Genomic DNA, 21,627 nt, shown 5'->3' with positions numbered 1-21,627 from the left:
ACGCGGCGGGCAACTACATTCACTACGGGGTGCGTGAGTTCGGCATGTCGGCCATCATGAACGGCATTGCGCTGCACGGCGGTTTTATCCCCTACGGCGCGACCTTCCTGATGTTTATGGAATATGCGCGCAACGCGGTGCGCATGGCGGCGCTGATGAAAATCCGCAGCCTGTTTGTTTACACCCACGACTCGATTGGCCTGGGCGAAGACGGCCCGACCCACCAGCCGGTAGAGCAAATGGCCAGCCTGCGCCTGACGCCGAACATGCGCACCTGGCGCCCGTGCGACCAGGTGGAATCGGCCATTGCGTGGAAGGCGGCGCTGGAGCGTAAGGACGGCCCGAGCGCGCTGATATTCTCCCGTCAGAACCTGGCGCAGCAGCCGCGTACGGCCAAGCAGTTGGAAGACGCGGCCCGCGGCGGCTACGTGTTGAAGGGCTGCGAAGGCGCGCCGGAGCTGCTGCTGATTGCTACCGGTTCAGAAGTGAGCCTGGCGGTGGATGCGGCCGAGAAGCTAACGGCGGAAGGCCGTCGCGTGCAGGTGGTATCAATGCCGTGTACCGAAGCGTTTGACGCTCAGGACGCCGCGTACCGCGAATCGGTGCTGCCGTCGGCGGTGACGGCTCGCGTAGCTATCGAGGCAGGCATTGCGGACTTCTGGTACAAGTACGTGGGCCTCAATGGCCGCATCGTCGGCATGCGCTCGTTCGGCGAATCCGCCCCGGCGGAGCAGCTGTTTGCCGAGTTCGGCTTTACGGTGGACAACGTGCTGACTCAGGCAAGAGAGCTTTTGAAGTAAAGCCGTTGAAATAACGCTGTAGACGCTCCCGGCGCCTTTTTCGGCCGCTGGGAGCATTATCTTTATTCCATTTTTTGCTATACAACGCATCCTTCCACTGTAATATAAATCCCTTACTTCAACGCGACGAAGATAGCAACACCGGGAGTTTCGTCATGAGCTATGCCCTGACCCTGGCCATCGTGGCCTTCGGCGGCGCCGTCGGCGCTATCAGCCGTTTCCAGATAACCAACTGGTTTTCCCAGTGGTTCGGTACCGCTTTCCCCTATGCGACGCTTACGGTCAACGTCATCGGTTCTTTGATTATGGGCTTGCTCATGGCCGCGCTGACGCAGGGCTCTCTTATTGCCCCCCACTGGCGACCGCTTATCGGCGTTGGATTTCTCGGCGCGCTAACGACGTTTTCTACCTTTTCTTTCGACACGCTGGCGCTGTTTACCCAAGGCGAATGGCTTAAGGCCGCAGCCAACATCGTCGCAAACGTCGCGCTGTGCCTGCTTGCCGTCTACATCGGCTATCAGTGCTTGAACAAAGCTGTCTAAAACTTATCCACAGGCGGTGCTTAAAAGCGCCGCTGAATCCCACCGTTTTTTTGGTCTTTATCAAAAACGCCGCTTGGCAACGGTGTTATCCTGCGCCGTCGCCTCTGTAAAGAAATTAAAAGATAATTAATAAACGCGCCGAATGCCGTTTTTTATCTGTTGCGGCAAAATGAACTTTGATACAGTGCTGGCACCGTTTTTCCCTCTTTAAGCCGCTTGGTGAAGAAGAAAATCCGTCGGGTAGCCCCCAATACCGACCTCAGGCTAGGCTACACTGATAAACAATACTTAAGTATCACGATAAAATTATCCACAGATGCGCTAACGTTCACGGATTTGGAAGAGTTAAGCGCCGCTGTTTTACGTAAATGTTCGCCCGATTTGATGAACGGCGATTGGTAGTAAACCGTTTTACCCAGGTAGACGCCCCGGTAACACCGATGTTTTAGGAATATGAAATGGATGTAATACATACGCTTTGGCAAGCGCTCTGGCACCATGATGTCGCCATGCTGACAAATCCTTCTCTGGTCTGGACGCTGTACGCCATTCTGTTCACTATCTTACTGCTAGAGAACGGCGTACTGCCCGCGGCGTTTTTACCCGGCGACAGCCTGCTGCTGCTGGTTGGCGTTTTAGTCGCCAAAGGCGCAATCAACTATCCTATTGCGCTGGTTGTCCTGACCGCGGGCGCAAGCATCGGAAGCTGGATCGGGTTCCTTCAGGGGCGCTGGCTCGGCAATACCAAAGTGGTGCAGAACTGGCTTTCTCATATACCGCCCCATTATCACCAACGCGCCCACAATCTGTTTCATCGCCACGGCCTGGCCGCACTGTTTATCGGCCGCTTTCTGGCGTTTGTCCGTACCCTTCTGCCAACGCTTGCCGGCATTTCCGGCCTAAGCGGCAACCGCTTCCAGTTCTTCAACTGGATGAGCGCCTTCCTGTGGGTATTCATTTTAACGGCTCTCGGCTACGGGCTTGGCAGCTCCAAGCTGTTTGCGCAATATGAAAGCCAGCTGATGAAGTGCCTCGTTCTGCTGCCGATCGTGCTGTTGGTCGTTGGCCTTGTTGGTTCCGTTATCGTGATTTGGCGTAAAAAGAGAGGCCAGGCGGCCAGCAGCAAATAACTCAAGATTTAAGCATTTTTAGCGGCGCCTCTCGGCGCCGTTTTGTTTTTTATTGTAAAAAAGCGCAAAGCTCCTCTTTTGGGTTAATAAACCCGCAATTTCATCTTTAACAACCCACAAGAATCGACTATGGTTAAAAAGCACGTTTCACTTTTAAACAAAGGAGGTATCTCATGGCTAAGCAAACAGAAAGCACTTCCGAGCCGCTAAAAGAAGAGCTTCAGAGTCTGGTCACTACGCTGGAGGAAACCCTTCAGTCCACTACCGATAAGTCCAGCGCAGAAGTGGAAAAGCTTTATACGAAAGCAGAAGGTCTGCTGAAAGAAGCACGCGCCCGCCTGAGCGAAACCGGCGGTAAAATTGCCTCTCAGACAAAAGAGGTGGCTGGCAAAGCCGATGACTACGTTCACGAAAAGCCCTGGGCCGGAGTCGGTATCGGCGCTGCCGTAGGGCTGGTGATCGGCGTTCTGTTAGCGCGTCGCTAAGGCTTTTCCATGTCAAACGCAACGACTTCTCAGGGCCCCGGTCGCGGCGCCCTGAGCGTTGTACAGCGCATTTTTACTCTGCTTATCGGCATTGCGCAGACGCGTCTGGAATTGGCCGCAGTTGAGCTTGAGGAAGAGAAAGCCCATCTGGTCCAGCTGTTGATTATGGCGGGGCTTACTCTGCTGTTCGCCGGCTTTTGCCTGATGGGGCTCTTTATTCTGGTTTGTCTGGCTATCGATCCTGCCTATCGGGTCGTGACGCTTATCTCCATTACCGGCATTCTTTTCTGCCTGGCGCTGGGCGTTGGCTTTTGGACGCTCGCTAAAGCGCGCCGCTCTACGTTCTTAAAAGAAACGCGCGCCCAACTGAGCCTCGATCGCAGCCGTCTGGAAAAAGGCCAATGAACGAGCGCGCTCTACAAAGGCATCTAAAAAAAGCGCAGCTGCTGCAGCGTATCGAGCAGCAGCGCGAACTGCTTGCCGACGAGCGGCAAAACTGGCTAAACAGCACCCAAACGCTGGACGGCGGCTGGCAAATGGCCCGCCGTCATCCGATTATTGTAAGCGCAAGCATCACCCTGCTTACCGTTTATGCGCTGCGAAATCCGCGCAAGCTCTGGCGTAAAGGCCAGTGGGCGCTGCTTGCCTGCCGAGGGGTACGCTACGTTAACCAAATGCTTCGCGCCTCATAGCCATTTTTATAAAACAGTAAATCTGACGCTATTCTCATAAAATAGCGAAATCCCCTTTCTAAATATCCATCAATTCCCCACTAAGCCTAAATCACAGCCATCATTTCCTTTATCAAATTTATTGAATAAATCGTGCAATTCTTCTTGCTAACAACGCTTCCAATCCTGGACTACGATTAACCCCGTAAACAACTGTGAGCTTATTCACAGATTAAGTGAAAAAACCAAAACGTAATTTTTTATTCAGGAGTCGTAAGCATCATGAAAAACCTAACCCATCTGGCATTACTGGTCGCCCGTATTTTAATGCCGATTCTGTTTATCGTTGCCGGCTACGGCAAGCTGGGCGATGCCTACGCGGGCACGCAGCAGTATATGATGTCGATGGGTGTCCCGGGCTTTATGCTGCCGCTGGTTATTCTACTGGAGCTCGGCGGCGGTCTGGCCATTCTGTTCGGCTTCCTGACCCGTACGACGGCGCTTTTCACCGCATTCTTCACGCTGATGACCGCGCTGATTTTCCACATAGACTTCTCTCAGGGAGCTAACTCACTGATGTTCATGAAAAACATGACCATCGCCGGCGGCTACATTCTGCTGGCGGTCACCGGTCCCGGCGCCTGGAGCATCGACGGTTTTCTGAAGAAAAAGTGGTAAGCCCTTTTTAACGCCGAACCGCGCCATCGTTTACGGCGCGGTTCGCAATGAACTCAAGAGACAACCGCAGGAGGTTACTATGGGACAGCTCGTTAACGGTATCTGGCAAGACGTTTGGTACGATACCTCCTCAACTCAGGGGCGCTTCAAGCGTATGCCTTCTCAGTTTCGCAACTGGGTCACTGCCGACGGCCAACCGGGCCCGACCGGCGCAGGAGGGTTCAAAGCCGAACCGGGGCGCTACCACCTGTACGTTTCCCTCGCCTGCCCTTGGGCTCACCGTACGCTTGTCGTGCGCAAGCTAAAGGGACTGGAGGAAGCCATCGGCGTAAGCGTCGTTCACCCTCTGATGTTGGAAAACGGCTGGACGTTCGGCACGGACTTCGCCGGCGCGACCGGCGATACGCTGTTTGGTTTGGAATACCTGTACCAGCTCTACCTGAAGGCCGACGCCAGCTATACCGGGCGCGTTACCGTACCAGTACTGTGGGATAAGCAAACAAACACCATTGTTAACAATGAATCATCGGAAATCATCCGCATGTTCAACGACGCGTTTGACGGCGTCGGTGCGCGGGAAGGCCACTACTATCCTACCGAGCTGCGCGAACAAATCGACGAGCTGAACGCGTGGATTTACCCGACTGTTAACAATGGCGTTTACAAAGCGGGATTCGCCACGTCGCAGGATGCCTATACGGAAGCCGTTACTGCGCTGTTTACCTCGCTGGATACGCTGGAAGAAAGGCTAAGCCAAAGCCGCTTTCTGACCGGAGAAAAGCTAACGGAAGCCGACATTCGCCTGTGGACGACGCTTCTGCGCTTCGATCCGGTGTACGTCACTCACTTTAAGTGCGACAAAAAGCGCATCAGCGACTATCCGAACCTTTATGGCTTTCTGCGGGATATTTATCAGTTGCCCGGCGTGGCGGAAACGGTGAGCCTTGACCACATTCGCCACCACTATTACCGCAGCCATAAGACCATTAACCCGACGGGCGTTATCTCCATCGGGCCAGAACAAGACCTTGATGCGCCGACGTTGCGCAGGGCGCACTTTGAAAGACAATAAAATAAGGAGCCAACGATGAATGCATCATTTCGCCAAATCGCCGCCGTCTTCCCCGCTATGCCGACGCAGGACGGCGCAGGCGTCAGCCTGAAACGCGCGTTAGGGCAAAGCGACCGGCAGAGAATGGACCCTTATCTGATGATGGACGTCTTTTTCTCTAACGATCCTAAAGACTATCTGGCCGGTTTCCCAAGCCACCCTCACCGCGGCTTTGAAACCATTACCTACATGCTTGAGGGCAATATGCTGCATGAGGACCACGCAGGGCATCGGGGCGAATTGAAAACCGGCGGCATTCAATGGATGACCGCAGGAAAAGGCATTATTCACTCAGAGATGCCCCAGCAGGTGGACGGCGCCATGCGCGGCTTTCAGATTTGGCTAAACCTGCCCAGCGCTGAAAAAATGAAGGCGCCCGCCTACCAGAACATCGAAGCGGCGAACCTGCCTAAAGTTCCGCTGGCTCAGGGCGGAGAAATCACACTTATCGCAGGCCAGCTTGAGCTGGGCGGAATGCGCTATCAAAGCCCGGTGCAGGCGTCAGCCACCCGCCCGCTGATTGCCGATATTCGCCTTGAGGCAGGGGAAACGGTCGAACTGCCGATATCCGAAGAGCTCAACGCCCTGTTGTTTCTCTTTGAGGGCGAAGCGGAGGTTGAGGGGAAAAAGCTGAACTTCGACCAAAGCGCCCTGCTCACCGCAGGCAACGCCCTGCGCCTGAAAGCCGGTGAACGCGGCGGGCGGGCGATGCTGTTGGCGGGTAAACCGCTCAACGAGCCGGTCGTTCAGTACGGTCCGTTCGTGATGAACAGCGTCGAAGAGATACGCCAGGCGATCGACGATTACAACAGCGGCCGCTTTGTCGGCTAATTCCGCAGGGCGACTTTCGGGTGAAAGTCGCCCTGCGTTTATCCTTTCTGTCGGCTGGACCAGGCGACGGCCAGAATAATCAACGCCCCGCCAAACGCCGTTCGCAGCGTAGGCTGTTCATGAAACAGCGGCCAAGCAATGGCGATAGCGTATACCGGCTCCAGAGCGATAATCATCGCCGAAGTGCGAGCGTTAATCACTCGCAGCGCGTTAATAAACAGGCTATAGGAAAGGCCCGTACATAAAAGCCCCAGACAGGCAATCCACAGCCAGTCCAGCCACGGCGTCTGCGACACATCGCCAATAGCGAACGGCAGCAGACACAGCATCACGGACAGGCTCTCCCACCAGTTGACCTGTATGCCCGAAAGCGTCGCCGCCACCTTCCGATTGCCGATGGTCAGCAGGGCGTAAGTCAAGCCGGAAAGAACGCCCCAAAGAAGCCCCTGAGTCGCACCGGCGGTAAAGTTAACCTCGGGCGTAACCAGCACCAGCCCTAAAGAAACCAGCGCAATCAGGATATATTCCGTCCTCGTCAACGGCTCGCGAAACAGCAGGCTTTCAAACAGCGCGACAAAGGCGGGAAAGGCCGCAAAGCCGAGCGTCGCCACCGCCACGCCGCCCACCTTAATGCCCACGAAGAAGGTCAGCCAGTGCGCTGCCAGCAGAGTTCCCAATGCCATCAGGTAGACAATCCGCCTGACGCCAAGCCCTTTCCAGGGAGAGCGCCCCTCTTTCAGCAGCATCGCTGACAGCGCCAACAGGCCTGCCGCCGCCCGGCCGAACACCAGCACGGCAACGCCCGCTACAATCAGTTTGCCAAAAATACCCGACAGGCCAAACAGCACCGCCGCGACGTGCATTTGCAACAGAGCGCTACGGCGCGTCATGTTCTACTATCCTTACCCCAAAGTATAGAAAGATGACTCAGTCTGCGTTGCTTTCTCGCACGACAAACAACTTAGGTATTTCCCGCAGCAGCCATGCCTTCGCCTTACCGATTTGATCGCGACGCCAGGCCATGATGATATCGACCCGGCTACCGGGATCGTCGCCGATAACCTTCAGCCTGCCGGCCTCCAGATCTTCCCGAATATTGTCTAGCGGCATCGTGGCGATCCCCAGCCCCGCCAGCAGGGCCCGGCGCTTATCTTCCATAGAGCTGACCGTAAGCCGATGCTGTTTTTCCAACAGCTTAACGGTCACCAGCGGCCGGTCCTTTGCCGTATCCGCAATGGCGATGCCGCGATACTTCAGCCGGGTGGCCTCTTCCAACGGCGATGCTTCCTGATGAATAGGGTGATCCGGCGCGGCAACGTAGAAACTGGTGACGGTATACAGCGGGGCAGAGTTGATTTCCGACGACTGGCGAAGGTAGTCCGACGGGCCGATAACGATATCCGCGCGCCCCTGCTCCAGCCGCTCCCACGCGCCTGCCAGCACTTCGGTCGTGATGCTCATCTGGGTATCGGACTTCTCCGCCAGACGCTCAACCAAAGGAAACAGTCGATAGGCGGGAGCCAGCACTTCGACAACGATGTTGATATGAGTTTCCCAACCGCGGGACAGCGCCATAGCGTCGGTCGTCAGCTTGTCTGCCGCTTCAAGAAGAACGCGCCCCCGCACCAGCAGCAGGCGGCCTACGGGCGTAAACTTGGTCCGGTGCCCGGAGCGGTCAAACAGCAGAACGTCCATCTCTTCTTCAAGCTTTTGCATGGTATAGCTTAACGCCGAGGGCACTCTTCCCAGCTCTTCCGCCGCGGCGGCAAAGCTGCGCCGGCGTTCGATGGCGTCCATCACTCGTAATGCTTCAAGCGTCAGCGCTTTGTCTTTGTTCATCGCTTTTTGCCAAACGGTTGATAATAGGGTGGCGTCAGACTAACGTGTTGGCTGCCGGGCGTCCAGTCGCCTACTCGATATATTTGGACCATCGCCACTCAGCGTTGATACCGCTCTGCCATTAGTTTTCATCCTCGAAAAGTATTTCTGTCCCTATATAACAAATAGCCATTTGACTCCTTTTCCCCTATCCGATATTTTTCGTATCCCTATAGCCTTATGCTGAGGCTAACGTTTACTATCAAGGAAGATATATGATTATTTGGGGCAGCAAGTCCAGGGAAAAGGTCGAGTCGCAGGGAGAGTTCCACTGTCCAAACTGCGATGGGCAAAAAAGAAACTATAGTCAAATCAAGGTGTCGAGCTACTTCACGCTCTACTTCATTCCACTTTTCCCTACCGAAACGCTGGGCAGATACGTTAAGTGCCAAGCGTGTGAAACCAACTATAACGAAGACGTGCTGGAATACGTGCCGCCTACCGCGCGGGAAAAGCTGCAGTATGAAATCTATCAGGATCTGATTTCAGGCATGCCGGCCCAGATGATTATTCGTAAGCTTCGCAATCAGGACTGGACGCCCCAAGAGGCGGAAGAAATCGTCTATTCCGTTACCGACAGGAACCATCGGGTTTGCCCGAACTGTCATTTTGATTTCCATGAGCAGGTTGAAAACTGCTCCAGCTGCGGCGCCGATCTGCCGCAAGCGCAGGCAGCCCAGCGTAGAGAAACGATCCTTTAAGCCATCTATGGCGCTTGGTTGCGCCTTTGCTCGACGATCTCATCAAGAGAGTCGGCTGGGCCAAAGCCTTCGCGACACAAACACAGGACCAAAAGCGATAATGGAGCTTAAATTCAGTCTGGACAGCAGTGACATCCGCACTATGGCGGAAAAAGCCGATCTCAAAGCGCAGGCTAACTATGACGCTCGGTTAAAGAAGATCGATACCGTTTGGCACAGGGCTATTCCACTATTGTTTAAGTATGCTATTCCGCTGTTCGCCATCATCGTTTTTTATTGCCTGCCTGAATGGGGCATCGTTGCGCCGAGAACCGGTTCGCCGCTCAGCGCGATCATTGCGCTAGTTATCGTTATTGCGCTTTATGCCGTACTCTGGCGTCGCTATGGAAACGCCTGCGTTCAATACCTCATCGCGCGCCATTCCCAATCACGCGTCAGAGCGGCCATTCGGCATCAAACGCTCCGCGTGACTAAGAGCGCCATGCTAAAAAGCCTGTCGAAGTTTGAAGGGTTGCACCGCGTACGTCTTGAAAACAGCGTGCTGACGTTTACCAGCCCGGCCAATAAAGCGAGCGCGATTGCGGTGACCAAAATTGCCTACGTACGTGAAAAAGAGGCGTTCTACCAAATAGCAACCGAGTTAAACAAAAAGCTGGGACTGTGCTATGTCATTGCGAAGAAAAGCAAAGCGACGGATGAAGATGAGTACCAGGAGGCGTTGAAACAGATTTTGGCCGCTATCCGCCTGAATGCGCCAAACTGCCGTTTCGAAGAGCATTCTGCCATACCGACGCCATAAATCATTGCACACTTGTTAACTCACGCTAATTAACATCAAACAAAACGCAACGAACGTGGCTAAACTCTGGCGGCTACAGCGCGATGAACGGGACAAAGAGTGAAATAAAGGACGATTTATTTCATGCTAAAAAATATAGCACGTTATGTTAACGGATGATTATGAGGCGCTCAGAGATTCAGGTAGAATCGATTCACCGCACACAGCAGGAATCACGTATCCACTCCGTTTCCGTTCGTGAAAGCGTCAGCTTCTCTCCTTGTAGAACAACGAAGAACAACAAGTTTCTGGTAATACGGCTATTAATCTGATTTCAGACTACTATCTTGCTGTGCGGTGGAATATTTTTAGCATCCAGAATAAGCCAAACCACGCGACTTAAAAGAGACAAGAGCTTAACTCACGCTGTTTATCGGAACCGTATACTCTAAGCATAGCGATAACAATATTTAAACCATGAAGAAACAATCCATCATCACGCTGCTGTTCATTATCGCCGTTATTGCGCTGGCCGTTTTGTTTCGCGCCCACAATCAGTACGTGCTTTTACAGGGAGAAGTCGACGCGCCGGAAGTGCTCGTCACCTCAAAAGCGAAGGGGCGCGTCGTTGAGCGCTACTTCGAGCGCGGTGACGACGTTAAGGCCGGCCAGCTGCTGATGAAGCTCGACAGCCCGGAGCTGGACGCTCAGGTGAAGTCTCTGGAAGCCGCTCGCGATCAGGCCAAAGCCAGGCTGGATGAATCACTGCACGGCACTCGCGAAGAGAGCATCCGTAATCTTCAAGCCTCGCTGGCGCAGGCTCAGGCCACCTACAAAAACGCCGAAAAAGACTACCAGCGCAACCGCAGCGTGGCGTCCCAAGGCTATGTGTCAGCCTCTATGCTTGACGCCTCTTTGAAGGCCCGCGATACGGCGCTGCATCAGGTAAACGCGGCAAAGGCGCTGCTGGACGAAGCCCAGCACGGCGACCGCTCGGAGCAGCGCGCAGCCTTCACCGCGGCGCTGAATCAGGCGCAGGAGAACCTGACCCAGGTGAAGATTCAGCAGGAAGACCTGCTGGTCAAAGCGCCGGTTGACGGTGAGATAGGCACTATCCCCGCTGAGCTTGGCGAACTGCTCAACGCCGCCAGCCCGCTAATGACCGTCATTCGCCTGCCTGACGCCTACTTCGTCTACAACCTGCGTGAAGATATTCTGGCCCACGTGCGTAAAGGCGACAAAGTGATGCTTCAAGTACCGGCGCTGAATAATCTTCAGGTCGAGGCGGAAGTCCGCTTTATTTCACCGATGGGCGACTTCGCTACCAAACGGGCGACGCGAGCAACCGGCGACTTCGACCTGAAAACCTTTGAGGTCCGCCTCTATCCGACCAAACCTGTCGACGGGCTGCGTCCCGGAATGAGCGCCTTATGGAAATGGGAAGACTAAGGGCGCGTTGGCGCTGCTTTCACCGTTCCTTCCACGTTGAAGCGCAGGCGGCGTCCCGCAGTATCGTCGTGCATTGGCTGATGTGGATCTTTCCGCTGCTGCTGTTCACCCTTATCTGCGCCAACTTTTCGGCCGGCACGATGCTGGATTTGCCGGTCGCCGTAGTGGATAACGATCACTCGACGCTGTCGCGCAAGCTCGTTCGGGCGCTGGACGCGGGATCTCACGCGCAGGTTCATCAATATAGCGACGATCTGGAGCAGGCGACTATCGCCCTGCGCTCGGCCGAGGTCTATGGCCTGCTCTACATTCCCCACAACTTTGAGGCCGACGTGCTGGCAGGCCGCCAGCCGAGCACGGTGCTTTACTATAACGGCCTGTTTTACGGCGCGGGGCTCTATTCAACGCAGGATTTTCCCGGGCTGACGTCTGAGCTGAATCAGACCTATTCGGCCATCGTCGCCACCGCTATCGGCCATCCGCTTCCCCCACTGGCACAGGTCAGCCTCTCTTACGAGAGCCTGTTTAACGCCAGCGGCAACTTTATCTATTACCAGCTGTTTGCCGCCACGGTTCATATCCTCCAGCTGTTCGTCGTTACCTGTACGATTTACGTTTTAAGCCGCCGTAAAATCCTGCTCAACGCCCGTCCTTTTGGGCTGGCGGTGCTTGGAAAGCTTGCACCCTACACCATCGGCTACACCATTTTGCTGATGGTGGAAATCGCCGCTCTGGCGCTCTATTCCGGCGCGCGCATCAACGGCAACCCGCTGTTCATGCTGGCTATCGGCTTTTTCTACATTATGGCGGCGCAGAGCATCGGGCTTTTGCTGTTCACCTTTACGAAAGACATCATCAGCGCCTACTCGCTAATTGGCCTGCTGGTGGGGATCGCCATGACCTATTCCGGCACCGCCGTGCCGGAGCTGTCCATGCCGCTTATTGCCCAGATAATCGCCAACATTGAACCGCTAACCCACGCGCTGTACGCCCTGTTCGACGTCTTCCTGCGGGGGTTCCCGGCGTCGTCCCTGTTCTACGTCTGCGGCCTGCTGCTTATTTATCCGCTGCTCACCGCGCTTTTGGTACGCAAACGCCTGCCCAAGCGCCTACAGGGGAGTGACATTCGCTGATGTTCAAAGCCTATTTTCGCGGTTTCATGATGATCATGACCCGCCTGCTGGAAAAGCCGATGTGGATGCTGCTGCTCTGCTCGCTGTGCATCATGAGCCTGGTGTATGCCAATCAGACCGTATGGGATCTGCCCGTTGCGGTCGTCGACCTTGACCACAGCGCGGCCAGCAGGATGGTGACGCGCAGCCTTGACGCCAGCGCCAAGATTGCCGTTATCGGCTATGGCGACGTTGAAAGCGCTAAGCGCGACCTGATGAACCGCAAGCTGTTTGCCATGGTCGTGCTGCCGCACAACATGGAAAAGCGCATTCTTCACGGCGAAAACGTCACCATACCCGCCTATGGCGACGCCACCAGCCGGTTGGCCAACGGCCAGATAGAGCGGGACGTAGTTGCCGCCTATCGAACCATGTCGCTTTCTTACAATCAGGACATCCTGATGAATAATGGCTTTACGCCGGCGCAGATAGAACGCATTCTCTTACCCATTGATGCGCAGACCGTCGACCTGTTCAACCCCGGCGTCAGCTTTGCCGCCATTACCTTTCCCGGCCTGATGGTGATGCTGCTCCAGCACTCGCTGCTGATTGCCGGCACGCGGACCAGCATCGTGCTGCACACGCTGCCGCAGGGCAAGCCGCCGCTGCCGGTCTATCTTGGCTGCCTGTCGGCGCTTATTCCGATTTGGATGTTTCTCTCCATTGTGCTGTTCGTCGCCTGGCCGATGGTGCTGGGCTATCGGCAAACCGCGCCGATCCCCGAGCTGCTGCTGTTAACGTTCCCCTTCCTGCTCGCCACGTTAGGGCTCGCCAAACTTATTACCGAATGCCTGCGCAACGTCGAGCTGGTTTACCTGACGCTGGCGCTGGTTACGACGCCGGTATTCTATATTTCCGGCACTATCTGGCCGTTGCAGTCCATGCCGAAGTGGGTATGGTTCATCTCCCACCTGCTGCCCTCTACCTGGGCAACCAAAATGATCGCCAGCGTTAACCAGATGGGGCTTTCCATTAGCGAAGTGGGGTTTGACGTCGTGATGCTGCTGGTGCTGGGCGTGACCTATGCGGCCATTGGATGGTTTGTCGGGGCGCTGAGGGATGGAAGATTAAGAAAGAGGAGCAAAAGAGCGCACGGAGTATAGGTTATACATTAAGAGCGTCTCTTTTTCTTAGATAGTAGAGGAAATTCCCTACTATCTAAAATTGAAATACGCTAATGACGCGCACCGCCACTATTCGTTATAAAGCTCAAACGCTTTTTTTATCAAAGGAATTGATGCCCTCATAATTTGCATATCCTCCCCCTCAATTTTATACTCCCCCTGCCTATTAGACGGAGTGTTATAACTTACCATTACAACTGACTTTTCTTTAATCTGGCTAATAAACTCTGAGGCCTGTTTACCATAGATAATGGAATAAGTATTGTCCGGTTTAATATCTTTTCCATCGATGCTTAAATTCACTATTTGAAAAACGGAGTTTTTCCCCATGCTGATAAGGTAACCAGAAGGAATATTTGCCTTCTCAATCTGAGAAGTATACTGAAGATAAAAACGATCGCCATTACCCTCAACGAAGCAAACATGGCCGCTACGGCCGGCTTCACAGGAAAACTCCCAACCAAATGGATTACCTACACTGCCTATTACATCCTTTCCAGTATGGCTCACTCGGTACTGAACGCCGTCAATCTTGCCATTTTCCCGAGCAACGATCTCAACTACGCCCTCATTATCATAGTCAGGATAAATACTGCACTCCATTTGTCCCTCTGGAAAAAGAGGTCGCTGGCTAAAAGCTGGAGGTTCAGACTTAACGGAGGAACCTTCCAGTTTTTTTATATTCTGATTAATTTTAAAAGAATTACAATTAAACTGCCGTACATAATCTTGACTTTTAATCCATGCAGTCTCATCGCCAGTTAAATCACGAAACTTGGGTTCGGCATAACGCTCGTCCGCTATCGCATTAGCAGACATCATCATTAATAATATTCCCGTACCAGAAATAGATATTTTTATTGCATTCCTGTTCATATATTTAGCATCCCATTTAGCCTTATAAAAAACTTATTATATACGGAAGGCCGCTAAACTAAATAAAACAATGCGTGTAATTACTTCTCTTTTTATATAAGAAAACGGGCGCTTTCGCGCCCGTCGAATTGTGGTTATTACAAACTAGGTAAAAACGTCGTAAACACCGGGAAGAACGTAACCAGCAGCAGTACGGCAAGCAGTGCAAGGAACATCGGCCACACTTCCCGAATAAACTCGGATATCTTCACCCCGGTGATGGAGGTTGCGACAAACATCACCGTCCCCATCGGCGGCGTCAGGCAGCCGATAGCCAGGTTCAGTATCATCACCAGACCAAAGTGGATCGGGTCGATATTCATCAGCTTCACCGTCGGCATCAGCAGCGGAACCAGTACGATAATCGCCGCGTTGCCTTCAATGAACATACCGAGCACCAGCAGCACCAGGTTGACGATCATCAGGAACACGTACGGGTTATCGGAAATGTTGGTCATCGTTTCCGCGACGTCTTGAGCAATCTGCTCGTTGGTCAGTACCCAGGCCAGCGCGGAACAGGTCATGATGATAAGCATGACGCCTGCGGTAGAGCGCGCCGTCTCAAGCACGGAGGCGATGATGTCCCGAAGCTTCATTTCGCGATAAAACAGCGTGCCGACTACGATAACGTAGATAACGGCCACCGCACCGGCTTCCGTCGGCGTAAAGATGCCCAGACGGATCCCGCCGATAATAACCAATATTAGCAGCAGCGCGGAAATGGCGCCCTTGCCCGTTTCCCACAGTTCGGCGAAGGTCGGGCCGCGGGTGCGCGCCGGCTTATAGCCGCGCTTTTTAGCGATAAGATATACGGTCGTCATCAGCGCAACGCAGCACATCAGGCCGGGGATGATGGCCGCCATAAACATCTTGCCAACCGACACGTCGGCGACGAAGGCGTAGATAATCAGCGCGATACCAGGCGGAATAATTGGCGTAATCAGAGATCCGGCCGCCGTGATCGCCGCAGAGAAGCCGCGGTTGTAGCCCAGCTTGGTCATTTCCGGCACCAGCATCTTACACAGCATGGCGCAGTCGGCCAGGTTGGATGCGGAGATGCCGCCCATCATGGTGCTCAAAAGAACGTTAGACTGCGCCAGGCCGCCCGGATAATGGCCTGAAAGCACTTCGGTGAACTTCAGCATCCGCCGGGTAATACCGGTATAGTTCAACAGATTGCCCAACAGAATAAAGAACGGGATCGCCAGCAGCGTGACGTTCTCGCCTGAACCGATAATCCGCTGCACCGCGATAAGCGGCGAAATGTCGCCTGCGGTAAAAAAGTAGGTCAGAAGCGCAACCAGTACGCTGGTAAAAATAGGAACGTTAATTAAGAAACAAAAGAGTAATACAATACACGCGGCGGCTACTGACATAACGTATCCCCATTTATCAGCTTTTTAATATCCTGATAGAGGTGCTGAAGGCAGAACAACACCATCACAAACGCGCCGATCGGTACGGCGATATCGATATAGAAATAGGAAATGGCCAGAATCGACGTCAGCTTGTCTTCCGCAATCTCAGCCAGCTCGTAACCCAAATAGCCAAAGATCGCCAGCGCTACGATAGAAATCAGATCGGTAATAATCGCGAAAAGCGCCTGCCCTCTCGGCGGCAACATTGACGTAAAGGCGTCAATGCTGACGTGCATACGCTTACGCATGGCGGACGCTGCGCCCAGCATGATCATCCAGATATAGCAGACGATCAGAACTTCCTCTCCCCACACCAGAGGATCGTTTAACAGCCAGCGCATGAACACCGCAACAACGGTGATACCGACGATACCAATAACGGCTAAAGCCGCCAGCGCATCGGTAATTTTTCCTAACACCCTGAACATAAGACACCCCTCATAACTTCCAGACTCACTGGACGCGTTATGATTGTTTTAGTTGGTGGTAAAGGGGGCCGCGATGCCGATTTCCAACAGTTCCGCGGCCCCATACTAACTTATTGCTTATTAATGATTTCTTGCGTTTTATCGTACAGGCCCGGCGTCCACTCGGGGAACTTGCCGTAGAAAGGCTTGGACGTTTCTTTAAACAGGTTGCGGTCTACTTCAACCACCGTCACACCCTCTTTCTTCATTTTCTCAATGGTTTCCTGCTCCTGCTTCAGCACCAGATCGGTCAGGAACGCACCTGCCTGATCGCCGGATTCAACCAGCGCGGTCTGAATTTCAGGCGGCAGCTTCTTGAAGGTTTTGCTGCCCATCACCAGGTTGGTGACGTTCTCTACGTGACCGGTCAGGATAAGGAACTTGGCGACTTCATAGTGCTTTTGGCCATACAGCACCGGGATCGGGTTCTCTGCGCCGTCGATCACCTTCAGGTTCAGCGCGGTGTACACTTCAGCCAGCGGCAGAGGCGTAGGCGTGGCGCCCATGGCCTTGATGCCTTCAATCTGAATGCGGTTGTTAGGAACGCGGATCTTCAGGCCTTTCAAATCTTCAGGCGTCTTCACCATCTTGTTGGTCAGCATGTGGCGCGTACCGTACAGCCAGTCTTTGGTGACGATGTGCAGGCCCTTGGCGTCCAGCTTGTTTTCTAAGTCCTTGTACCAGTCAGAGGCGTTCAGCTTGTAGATATCCTTATAGCTGCTGCCCAGATAGGGGCCGAACATGATGCCGAAGTCCGGCACGTAGTCGGAGAAAAATGCGCCGTCCGCCAGCGTGATAACCGGGCTGCCCAGCTTCATCTGTTCAATAACGTCTTTTTTAGAGCCCAGCTGGGAGCTTGGATAAGGTACCAGTTCACCCTGACCGTTGGTTTTTTCGTTAAACAGCTTGGCCCACTCGCGGATCGCCAAATCGAACGGCTCTCCCGGGTTATTTTCATAAGCCACTTTCAGCGTGTACTTAGCCGCGGCAAGCGCGGAACCGCTGAAGCTGGCGACGGCGAGGGTTGCGCCGAGCGCCATTGCTAAGAGTTTTTTGCCTTTGGTGTTAAACAATTTCATTATTATCGTTCTCCAGATCCGGAGGCCTGCGCGCGGCTGACCTCTTTGCGTTGGCCGCCGTCTGAACGACGGCGGATTCAGGGTGGTACAGAAGCGCCCGTTTTACGGGGCACGATTAAGACACAGTCTGATCTTATTGCAACTTCTCGATAACGCTCTTGATACCTTGCTCACTAAAACGGACCAGCGTCCCGCTCACCGCATCCGTCAGGCCGGGAAGTTGGTTAAGATCGCTTTCCCACAGATCTGACATCGCCAGCACGTTTTGCACCAGCTCGCGAGGATCGGCGTCATACAGCGGCTTCCACGCCTCAAAACGCTCAAGCAGATGGCGATCGTCCGACAGTGGAATCGTCTCGCCCCGGAATTCTCCGCGGTAAAAGAGGATAAGCGCAGCCAATGCGGCGGCGATGTGTACCGGCGGCTTGCCAAAGCGATGGCTGTAGGTCAACAGCTGAGGCAGCAGGCGCGTCTTAAACTTGGTTAGCGAATTAAGCGAAATGGCCTGCAGCTCATGGCGAATATAGGGGTTATTGAAGCGAGCGATAACGTCTTTAGCAAACTGCTGCAGCTCTGACGGCTCTAAAGAGAGCGTCGGGATCACTTCCTGATTCAATAGTCGATTAATAAACGAAGAAATCACCGGATCGGCCATAGACTCGCCCACGGTGCGCAAACCGGCGAGATAGGCAACCGGCACCATCGCGGTATGTGCGCCGTTCAGAATGCTGACCTTGCGCTCTTTGTAGGGCTTGATGTCGTCCACAATGTGGATATTCAGGGCGACCTGGTCAAGCTTCAGCTTTTCTCTCAGCCACTGCGGCCCCTGAATAACGAACAGATAGAAGTATTCCGCCGTCACCATAAAGCGATCGCGATAGCCGAACTCTTGCTCCAGCTTCTCGATTTCTGCGTGAGGGTAACCGGTAACAATGCGATCAACCAGCGTAGAGCAGAAGGTGTTGTTCTGATTAACCCAGCCGATAAACGCATCGCCCAGCTGCCAGCGGCGGGCGTAGGCCAGCACGTATTCTTTCAGCTTCTCGCCGTTGTAATCGATAAGCTCGCAGGGAACGATAATCAGCCCCTTGTCGCTCGCGCCGTTAAAGTGGGTAAAGCGGTGGTGCAAAAAGCGCGTCAGCTTGGCGGGGAAGGTCGCCGGCGGGCAGTCGTCATAGCTGTCGCTATCGCTATAGCAGATGCCGGCTTCAGTGGTGTTAGAGAAAATCCACTCAAGTTCAGGATTCTCGGCGCAGGCCAGATAGTCGCCAAACTCTTTATAAACGGCAATTTCCCGATTGATAGAGCTAATCAGGCGCGGCTCGGCAACCGGCTGTCCCTGTTCATTAAGGCCGCGAATGACGGCGGTATAAAGTCCGTCCTGCTCATCAAGCTTGGGCTGCGGCGTATCAATTGGGCGCACAACGGTAATACCGCTGTTGAAGTCGGTTTTTTCATTCAGAATATCGACCATCCAGTCGATAAAAGCGCGTAGAAAGTTACCTTCGCCAAACTGAACGATTTTCTCCGGGTAGCGGGCCTTGGGGAAATCCTGCCGATTTAAGTTACGCTGCATCTCTCAATCCTTCCTTATTCTTTTTTATACCCGCCACGCTTCAAGCCGCTATAGGCGTTTTGTCATGCGACTCAAATTATTCTGGGTAAATATAATCAAGTTTATTTTATTTGCTGTTGGGCAAGGACACCTGATGGGTGAAGAGTAGATGGAGCGATCCGGGTTTGAGATTTTCTTGTTTCAAGATCGTGCGATAGATTTTGTTTTGCTGTTTTTAATCCGCTTTTATTTGTTAAAAAACAGCCAATGGGATGGAAAATAGTTAATGAGTCGATAAGAAAAAACTATAAGGCGGCGCGCCCTATCACTCGCTAAAATGGATGCTGAAACGTTACAACCAACTGAAAATAAAACGATTAAACTCTCTAAATCGACGATAGATGCCTCCTAACCCCGCTGAAAACAAGTAAAAATGCTACACAAATCCTCCATTGCCTTTACAACTTCTTTTTACCGACAAAAGGAATATTCGATGTTTTTAAATTGATAAAATCCAGAAAAGCGAGCTAGAATATTTTCGTTGGGCAAGGAAGTGACGTCTATATTCATTCCTTGTTGAGGCTTTGTTTAAATGAAAACGCATATTCTTATCCACCCAGCCGATTCCGTCGTGCTGGCCCTTCAGCCGCTCGCCAAGGGGACGTCGCTGGAGGTGGGCGGCCGGACGCTGGTTTTACAAGAAGATATCGATAAAGGTGGGAAAATCGCGCTGTTTGCAATTAACGTCCGCGATCCCATCATTAAGTACGGCAGCCCCATCGGCGAAGCCATCGCCCCTATCGGCGCAGGCGAGCTGGTGCACACCCACAATCTGAAAACGCTGCTGAAAGACGGGCTCAGCTATGAATACGCGCCCGAGTTCCCTCACGTTCAGGTCTCACTGCCGGAAGTGAACATTCAGGCCTATCCGCGGGCAAACGGCGATATCGGTATTCGTAACGAACTTTGGGTGATCCCAACCGTCGGCTGCGTTAACGCCATCGCCAGGCAGATTATCGAACGATTCAAAGCCGAAGTCGGCACCGAGGGCATTGACGGCGTCTATCTGTTTACCCACCCCTACGGCTGCTCTCAGCTTGGCGACGATCACGAAAATACCCGCCGCATTCTGGCCGACATGGTGCATCATCCGAACGCAGGCGGCGCGCTGGTCATCGGGCTAGGCTGCGAGAACAACCAGGTCGATGCCTTCCGGGAGCTTGTCGGCGACGTGGATGCACAGCGCGTCCACTATATGATAGCCCAGCAGGAAAACGACGAGGTCGAAGCGGGGCTTAGCCACCTGAAAGACATTTACCGGACGATGAAAAACGACCGCAGAGAGGCCGTTTCCATCGGCAAACTTCGCGTCGGCCTCGAGTGCGGCGGCTCCGACGGTCTTTCCGGCGTTACCGCTAACCCACTGCTGGGGAAGTTCTCCGACTACCTGATTTCTTTCGGCGGCAGCAGCGTGCTGACCGAAGTACCGGAAATGTTCGGCGCAGAGCACATCCTGTTCTCCCGCTGCCGCGATCGGGATACGTTTGAACAGGCGGTGAAGATGGTCAACGACTTCAAGCGCTACTTTATCGACCACCGTCAGCCCATTTACGAAAACCCTTCGCCGGGCAACAAGAAGGGCGGCATTTCCACGCTGGAGGACAAGTCTCTCGGCTGCACCCAAAAGGCAGGCGACTCACCGGTCGTCGACATCCTGAACTACGGTGACAGGCTGAAAAAACCGGGGCTTAGCCTGCTCAGCGCGCCCGGCAACGACGCCGTCGCGACCTCCGCACTGGCCGCCGCCGGCTGCCATATGGTGCTGTTCAGCACCGGGCGGGGAACCCCCTACGGCGGATTCGTGCCAACGGTAAAAATCGCCACCAACAGCGATTTGGCCCAGCGCAAGCCGCACTGGATAGACTTTGATGCAGGCCAGCTGGTGTACGATAAAACCATGGAGGACACGCTCGCCGAGTTCGTTGAGCTTATCCGCCAAATCGCCAGCGGCGAACGCCTCGCTCGCAATGAGAAAAACGACTTTAGGGAGCTTGCGATCTTTAAAAGCGGCGTAACGCTTTAACAGCGTATTTGGTTACCCTAACGGAAAAGCGTTGCGCCTGAGGTATTAGGGCGCGGCGCTATTCTTACGCCGGCTTTCTGGATGTATGCAGCAGCCGCAGAATGTGCACTTCGCCTGGCTTTGTCGCGTACACAATGACAAACGGCAGCTGGGCCAGCGCCAGCCTGCGCCCATATGGACGATCGGTTTCCACGCCCATGTGGGGGTTCGCCTTCAGCAGGTCGACGGCCTCGTAAAACCGCTTATCCGTTGCGTCCGCAACGCGCAAACCGGCCTCTTTGTACAAATATAGCCAGATATCCTCTCTGTCCTGCTGCGCCCGGCGTTCCCAAAAAACGGCGCACGTCACCGTTCGCCCCGTTCGGCCAGCGCTCTCAGTTCTGCCATTTTCCGCGTCATTTCCTCATCGTCAATGAACTGCCCTTGTCCTGCATCATAGCGAGCAAAGGCTTCCTGAACCTGATTTTCCAACCAGACTTCATGCGCATTGCTCTGAAGCTTACGCTCCTCTTCGGCCAGCTCCTCTGCCCTGCGGCGAAGAAGATCGGTCAGGCTGGTCTGCTGCCGCTCGGCGGCCTTCATGGCCAGGCGCTTGGTCTCTTCATCAATGCGAAAATGGATCGTGCTGTTCATCCAGACCGCCTCTTTTTGTGGTGTCAAACGTGGTGTCAAATAGATTCCCATCAGTATAGCTTCGCCTCCTTTTCGTTGCAGCATGAATTTGAAAGGCTTAGCGCACTTCTTTTATGCACCAAGCCCT

24 protein-coding genes are annotated in these 21,627 nt (G+C 53.9%); 15 read left to right on the top strand and 9 right to left on the bottom strand.

The window, feature by feature from the left end:
* From G544_RS0112620 to G544_RS0112580, 9 genes are all read left to right on the top strand, one after another.
* On the top strand, window positions 1-800 hold an 800-nt coding region (locus G544_RS0112620), incomplete at its 5' end, for a transketolase-like TK C-terminal-containing protein (RefSeq protein ID WP_027274948.1).
* Window positions 801-955: 155 nt separating this feature from the next.
* Entirely contained in the window at window positions 956-1,342 is a 387-nt protein-coding gene (crcB, locus tag G544_RS0112615; RefSeq protein WP_027274947.1) for a fluoride efflux transporter CrcB, read from the top strand.
* 458 nt (window positions 1,343-1,800) lie between these two features.
* Complete coding sequence (locus G544_RS0112610) at window positions 1,801-2,472, top strand: DedA family protein (RefSeq protein ID WP_027274946.1); 672 nt, start codon at window positions 1,801-1,803, stop codon at window positions 2,470-2,472.
* 173 nt (window positions 2,473-2,645) lie between these two features.
* Window positions 2,646-2,957, top strand: a complete 312-nt coding sequence (locus G544_RS0112605; protein ID WP_027274945.1) for an ElaB/YgaM/YqjD family protein — start codon at window positions 2,646-2,648, stop codon at window positions 2,955-2,957.
* Between the two features lie 9 nt (window positions 2,958-2,966).
* Window positions 2,967-3,362: a phage holin family protein gene (locus G544_RS0112600; RefSeq protein WP_027274944.1), complete on the top strand. Its 396-nt coding sequence runs from the start codon at window positions 2,967-2,969 to the stop codon at window positions 3,360-3,362.
* The gene (locus tag G544_RS20495; RefSeq protein ID WP_051155729.1) at window positions 3,359-3,649 is read left to right on the top strand and encodes a YqjK-like family protein; all 291 of its coding nucleotides are present in this window, start codon (window positions 3,359-3,361) and stop codon (window positions 3,647-3,649) included. The genes G544_RS0112600 and G544_RS20495 overlap by 4 nt, the downstream gene beginning before the upstream one ends.
* A gap of 261 nt (window positions 3,650-3,910) precedes the next feature.
* The gene (locus G544_RS0112590; RefSeq protein WP_027274943.1) at window positions 3,911-4,306 is read left to right on the top strand and encodes a DoxX family protein; all 396 of its coding nucleotides are present in this window, start codon (window positions 3,911-3,913) and stop codon (window positions 4,304-4,306) included.
* Window positions 4,307-4,385: 79 nt separating this feature from the next.
* Window positions 4,386-5,378: a glutathione S-transferase family protein gene (locus G544_RS0112585; protein ID WP_027274942.1), complete on the top strand. Its 993-nt coding sequence runs from the start codon at window positions 4,386-4,388 to the stop codon at window positions 5,376-5,378.
* 15 nt (window positions 5,379-5,393) lie between these two features.
* On the top strand, window positions 5,394-6,248 hold the full coding sequence (locus G544_RS0112580; protein ID WP_036023989.1) for a pirin family protein: 855 nt from the start codon (window positions 5,394-5,396) through the stop codon (window positions 6,246-6,248).
* 38 nt (window positions 6,249-6,286) lie between these two features.
* Here the strand turns inward: G544_RS0112580 and G544_RS0112575 are convergent, their stop codons facing one another.
* Window positions 6,287-7,138 (bottom strand): DMT family transporter, encoded by an 852-nt coding sequence (locus G544_RS0112575; RefSeq protein WP_027274940.1) that lies wholly within the window; start codon window positions 7,136-7,138, stop codon window positions 6,287-6,289.
* A 37-nt stretch (window positions 7,139-7,175) separates the two neighbouring features.
* Window positions 7,176-8,087, bottom strand: coding sequence for a LysR family transcriptional regulator (locus G544_RS0112570; protein ID WP_027274939.1), 912 nt, complete (start codon window positions 8,085-8,087; stop codon window positions 7,176-7,178).
* Window positions 8,088-8,341: 254 nt separating this feature from the next.
* On the opposite strand from G544_RS0112570, the gene G544_RS0112565 reads away from it, so the two are divergent.
* The 5 genes from G544_RS0112565 to G544_RS0112545 all read left to right on the top strand — a co-directional run bounded on the left by G544_RS0112565 (window position 8,342) and on the right by G544_RS0112545 (window position 13,329).
* Window positions 8,342-8,827: a zinc-ribbon domain-containing protein gene (locus tag G544_RS0112565; protein ID WP_027274938.1), complete on the top strand. Its 486-nt coding sequence runs from the start codon at window positions 8,342-8,344 to the stop codon at window positions 8,825-8,827.
* A 100-nt stretch (window positions 8,828-8,927) separates the two neighbouring features.
* The gene (locus G544_RS0112560) at window positions 8,928-9,626 is read left to right on the top strand and encodes a hypothetical protein (RefSeq protein ID WP_027274937.1); all 699 of its coding nucleotides are present in this window, start codon (window positions 8,928-8,930) and stop codon (window positions 9,624-9,626) included.
* Between the two features lie 456 nt (window positions 9,627-10,082).
* On the top strand, window positions 10,083-11,054 hold the full coding sequence (locus G544_RS0112555) for an HlyD family secretion protein (protein WP_027274936.1): 972 nt from the start codon (window positions 10,083-10,085) through the stop codon (window positions 11,052-11,054).
* On the top strand, window positions 11,036-12,187 hold the full coding sequence (locus G544_RS0112550) for an ABC transporter permease (RefSeq protein WP_027274935.1): 1,152 nt from the start codon (window positions 11,036-11,038) through the stop codon (window positions 12,185-12,187). Before G544_RS0112555 ends, G544_RS0112550 begins: the two co-directional genes overlap by 19 nt.
* Entirely contained in the window at window positions 12,187-13,329 is a 1,143-nt protein-coding gene (locus G544_RS0112545; RefSeq protein ID WP_036023988.1) for an ABC transporter permease, read from the top strand. The genes G544_RS0112550 and G544_RS0112545 overlap by 1 nt, the downstream gene beginning before the upstream one ends.
* Window positions 13,330-13,419: 90 nt before the next feature.
* On the opposite strand, the gene G544_RS0112540 is transcribed toward G544_RS0112545, so the two are convergent.
* From G544_RS0112540 to G544_RS0112520, 5 genes are all read right to left on the bottom strand, one after another.
* Entirely contained in the window at window positions 13,420-14,226 is an 807-nt protein-coding gene (locus tag G544_RS0112540; RefSeq protein ID WP_134389181.1) for a hypothetical protein, read from the bottom strand.
* 137 nt (window positions 14,227-14,363) lie between these two features.
* Entirely contained in the window at window positions 14,364-15,641 is a 1,278-nt protein-coding gene (locus G544_RS0112535; RefSeq protein ID WP_027274932.1) for a TRAP transporter large permease, read from the bottom strand.
* A complete protein-coding gene (locus G544_RS0112530) occupies window positions 15,632-16,111 on the bottom strand; it encodes a TRAP transporter small permease (RefSeq protein WP_027274931.1) in 480 nt (159 codons plus the stop codon). Before G544_RS0112530 ends, G544_RS0112535 begins: the two co-directional genes overlap by 10 nt.
* A gap of 110 nt (window positions 16,112-16,221) precedes the next feature.
* A complete protein-coding gene (locus G544_RS0112525; RefSeq protein ID WP_027274930.1) occupies window positions 16,222-17,229 on the bottom strand; it encodes a C4-dicarboxylate TRAP transporter substrate-binding protein in 1,008 nt (335 codons plus the stop codon).
* Window positions 17,230-17,362: 133 nt separating this feature from the next.
* Window positions 17,363-18,805, bottom strand: coding sequence for a tagaturonate reductase (locus G544_RS0112520; RefSeq protein WP_027274929.1), 1,443 nt, complete (start codon window positions 18,803-18,805; stop codon window positions 17,363-17,365).
* Window positions 18,806-19,376: 571 nt separating this feature from the next.
* On the opposite strand from G544_RS0112520, the gene G544_RS0112515 reads away from it, so the two are divergent.
* Complete coding sequence (locus tag G544_RS0112515; protein WP_027274928.1) at window positions 19,377-20,867, top strand: UxaA family hydrolase; 1,491 nt, start codon at window positions 19,377-19,379, stop codon at window positions 20,865-20,867.
* Window positions 20,868-20,931: 64 nt separating this feature from the next.
* Here G544_RS0112515 and G544_RS0112510 read toward each other — a convergent pair whose 3' ends face one another.
* Both G544_RS0112510 and G544_RS0112505 read right to left on the bottom strand, forming a co-directional pair.
* Window positions 20,932-21,216, bottom strand: coding sequence for a type II toxin-antitoxin system RelE/ParE family toxin (locus G544_RS0112510; RefSeq protein WP_027274927.1), 285 nt, complete (start codon window positions 21,214-21,216; stop codon window positions 20,932-20,934).
* A complete protein-coding gene (locus G544_RS0112505) occupies window positions 21,213-21,500 on the bottom strand; it encodes a hypothetical protein (RefSeq protein ID WP_027274926.1) in 288 nt (95 codons plus the stop codon). Before G544_RS0112505 ends, G544_RS0112510 begins: the two co-directional genes overlap by 4 nt.
* Between the last annotated feature and the right edge of the window lie 127 nt (window positions 21,501-21,627).

Origin of the sequence: Leminorella grimontii ATCC 33999 = DSM 5078, assembly GCF_000439085.1 — a bacterium.
Taxonomy (GTDB): domain Bacteria; phylum Pseudomonadota; class Gammaproteobacteria; order Enterobacterales; family Enterobacteriaceae; genus Leminorella; species Leminorella grimontii.
This window is presented reverse-complemented; position numbering and strand designations above follow the sequence as displayed.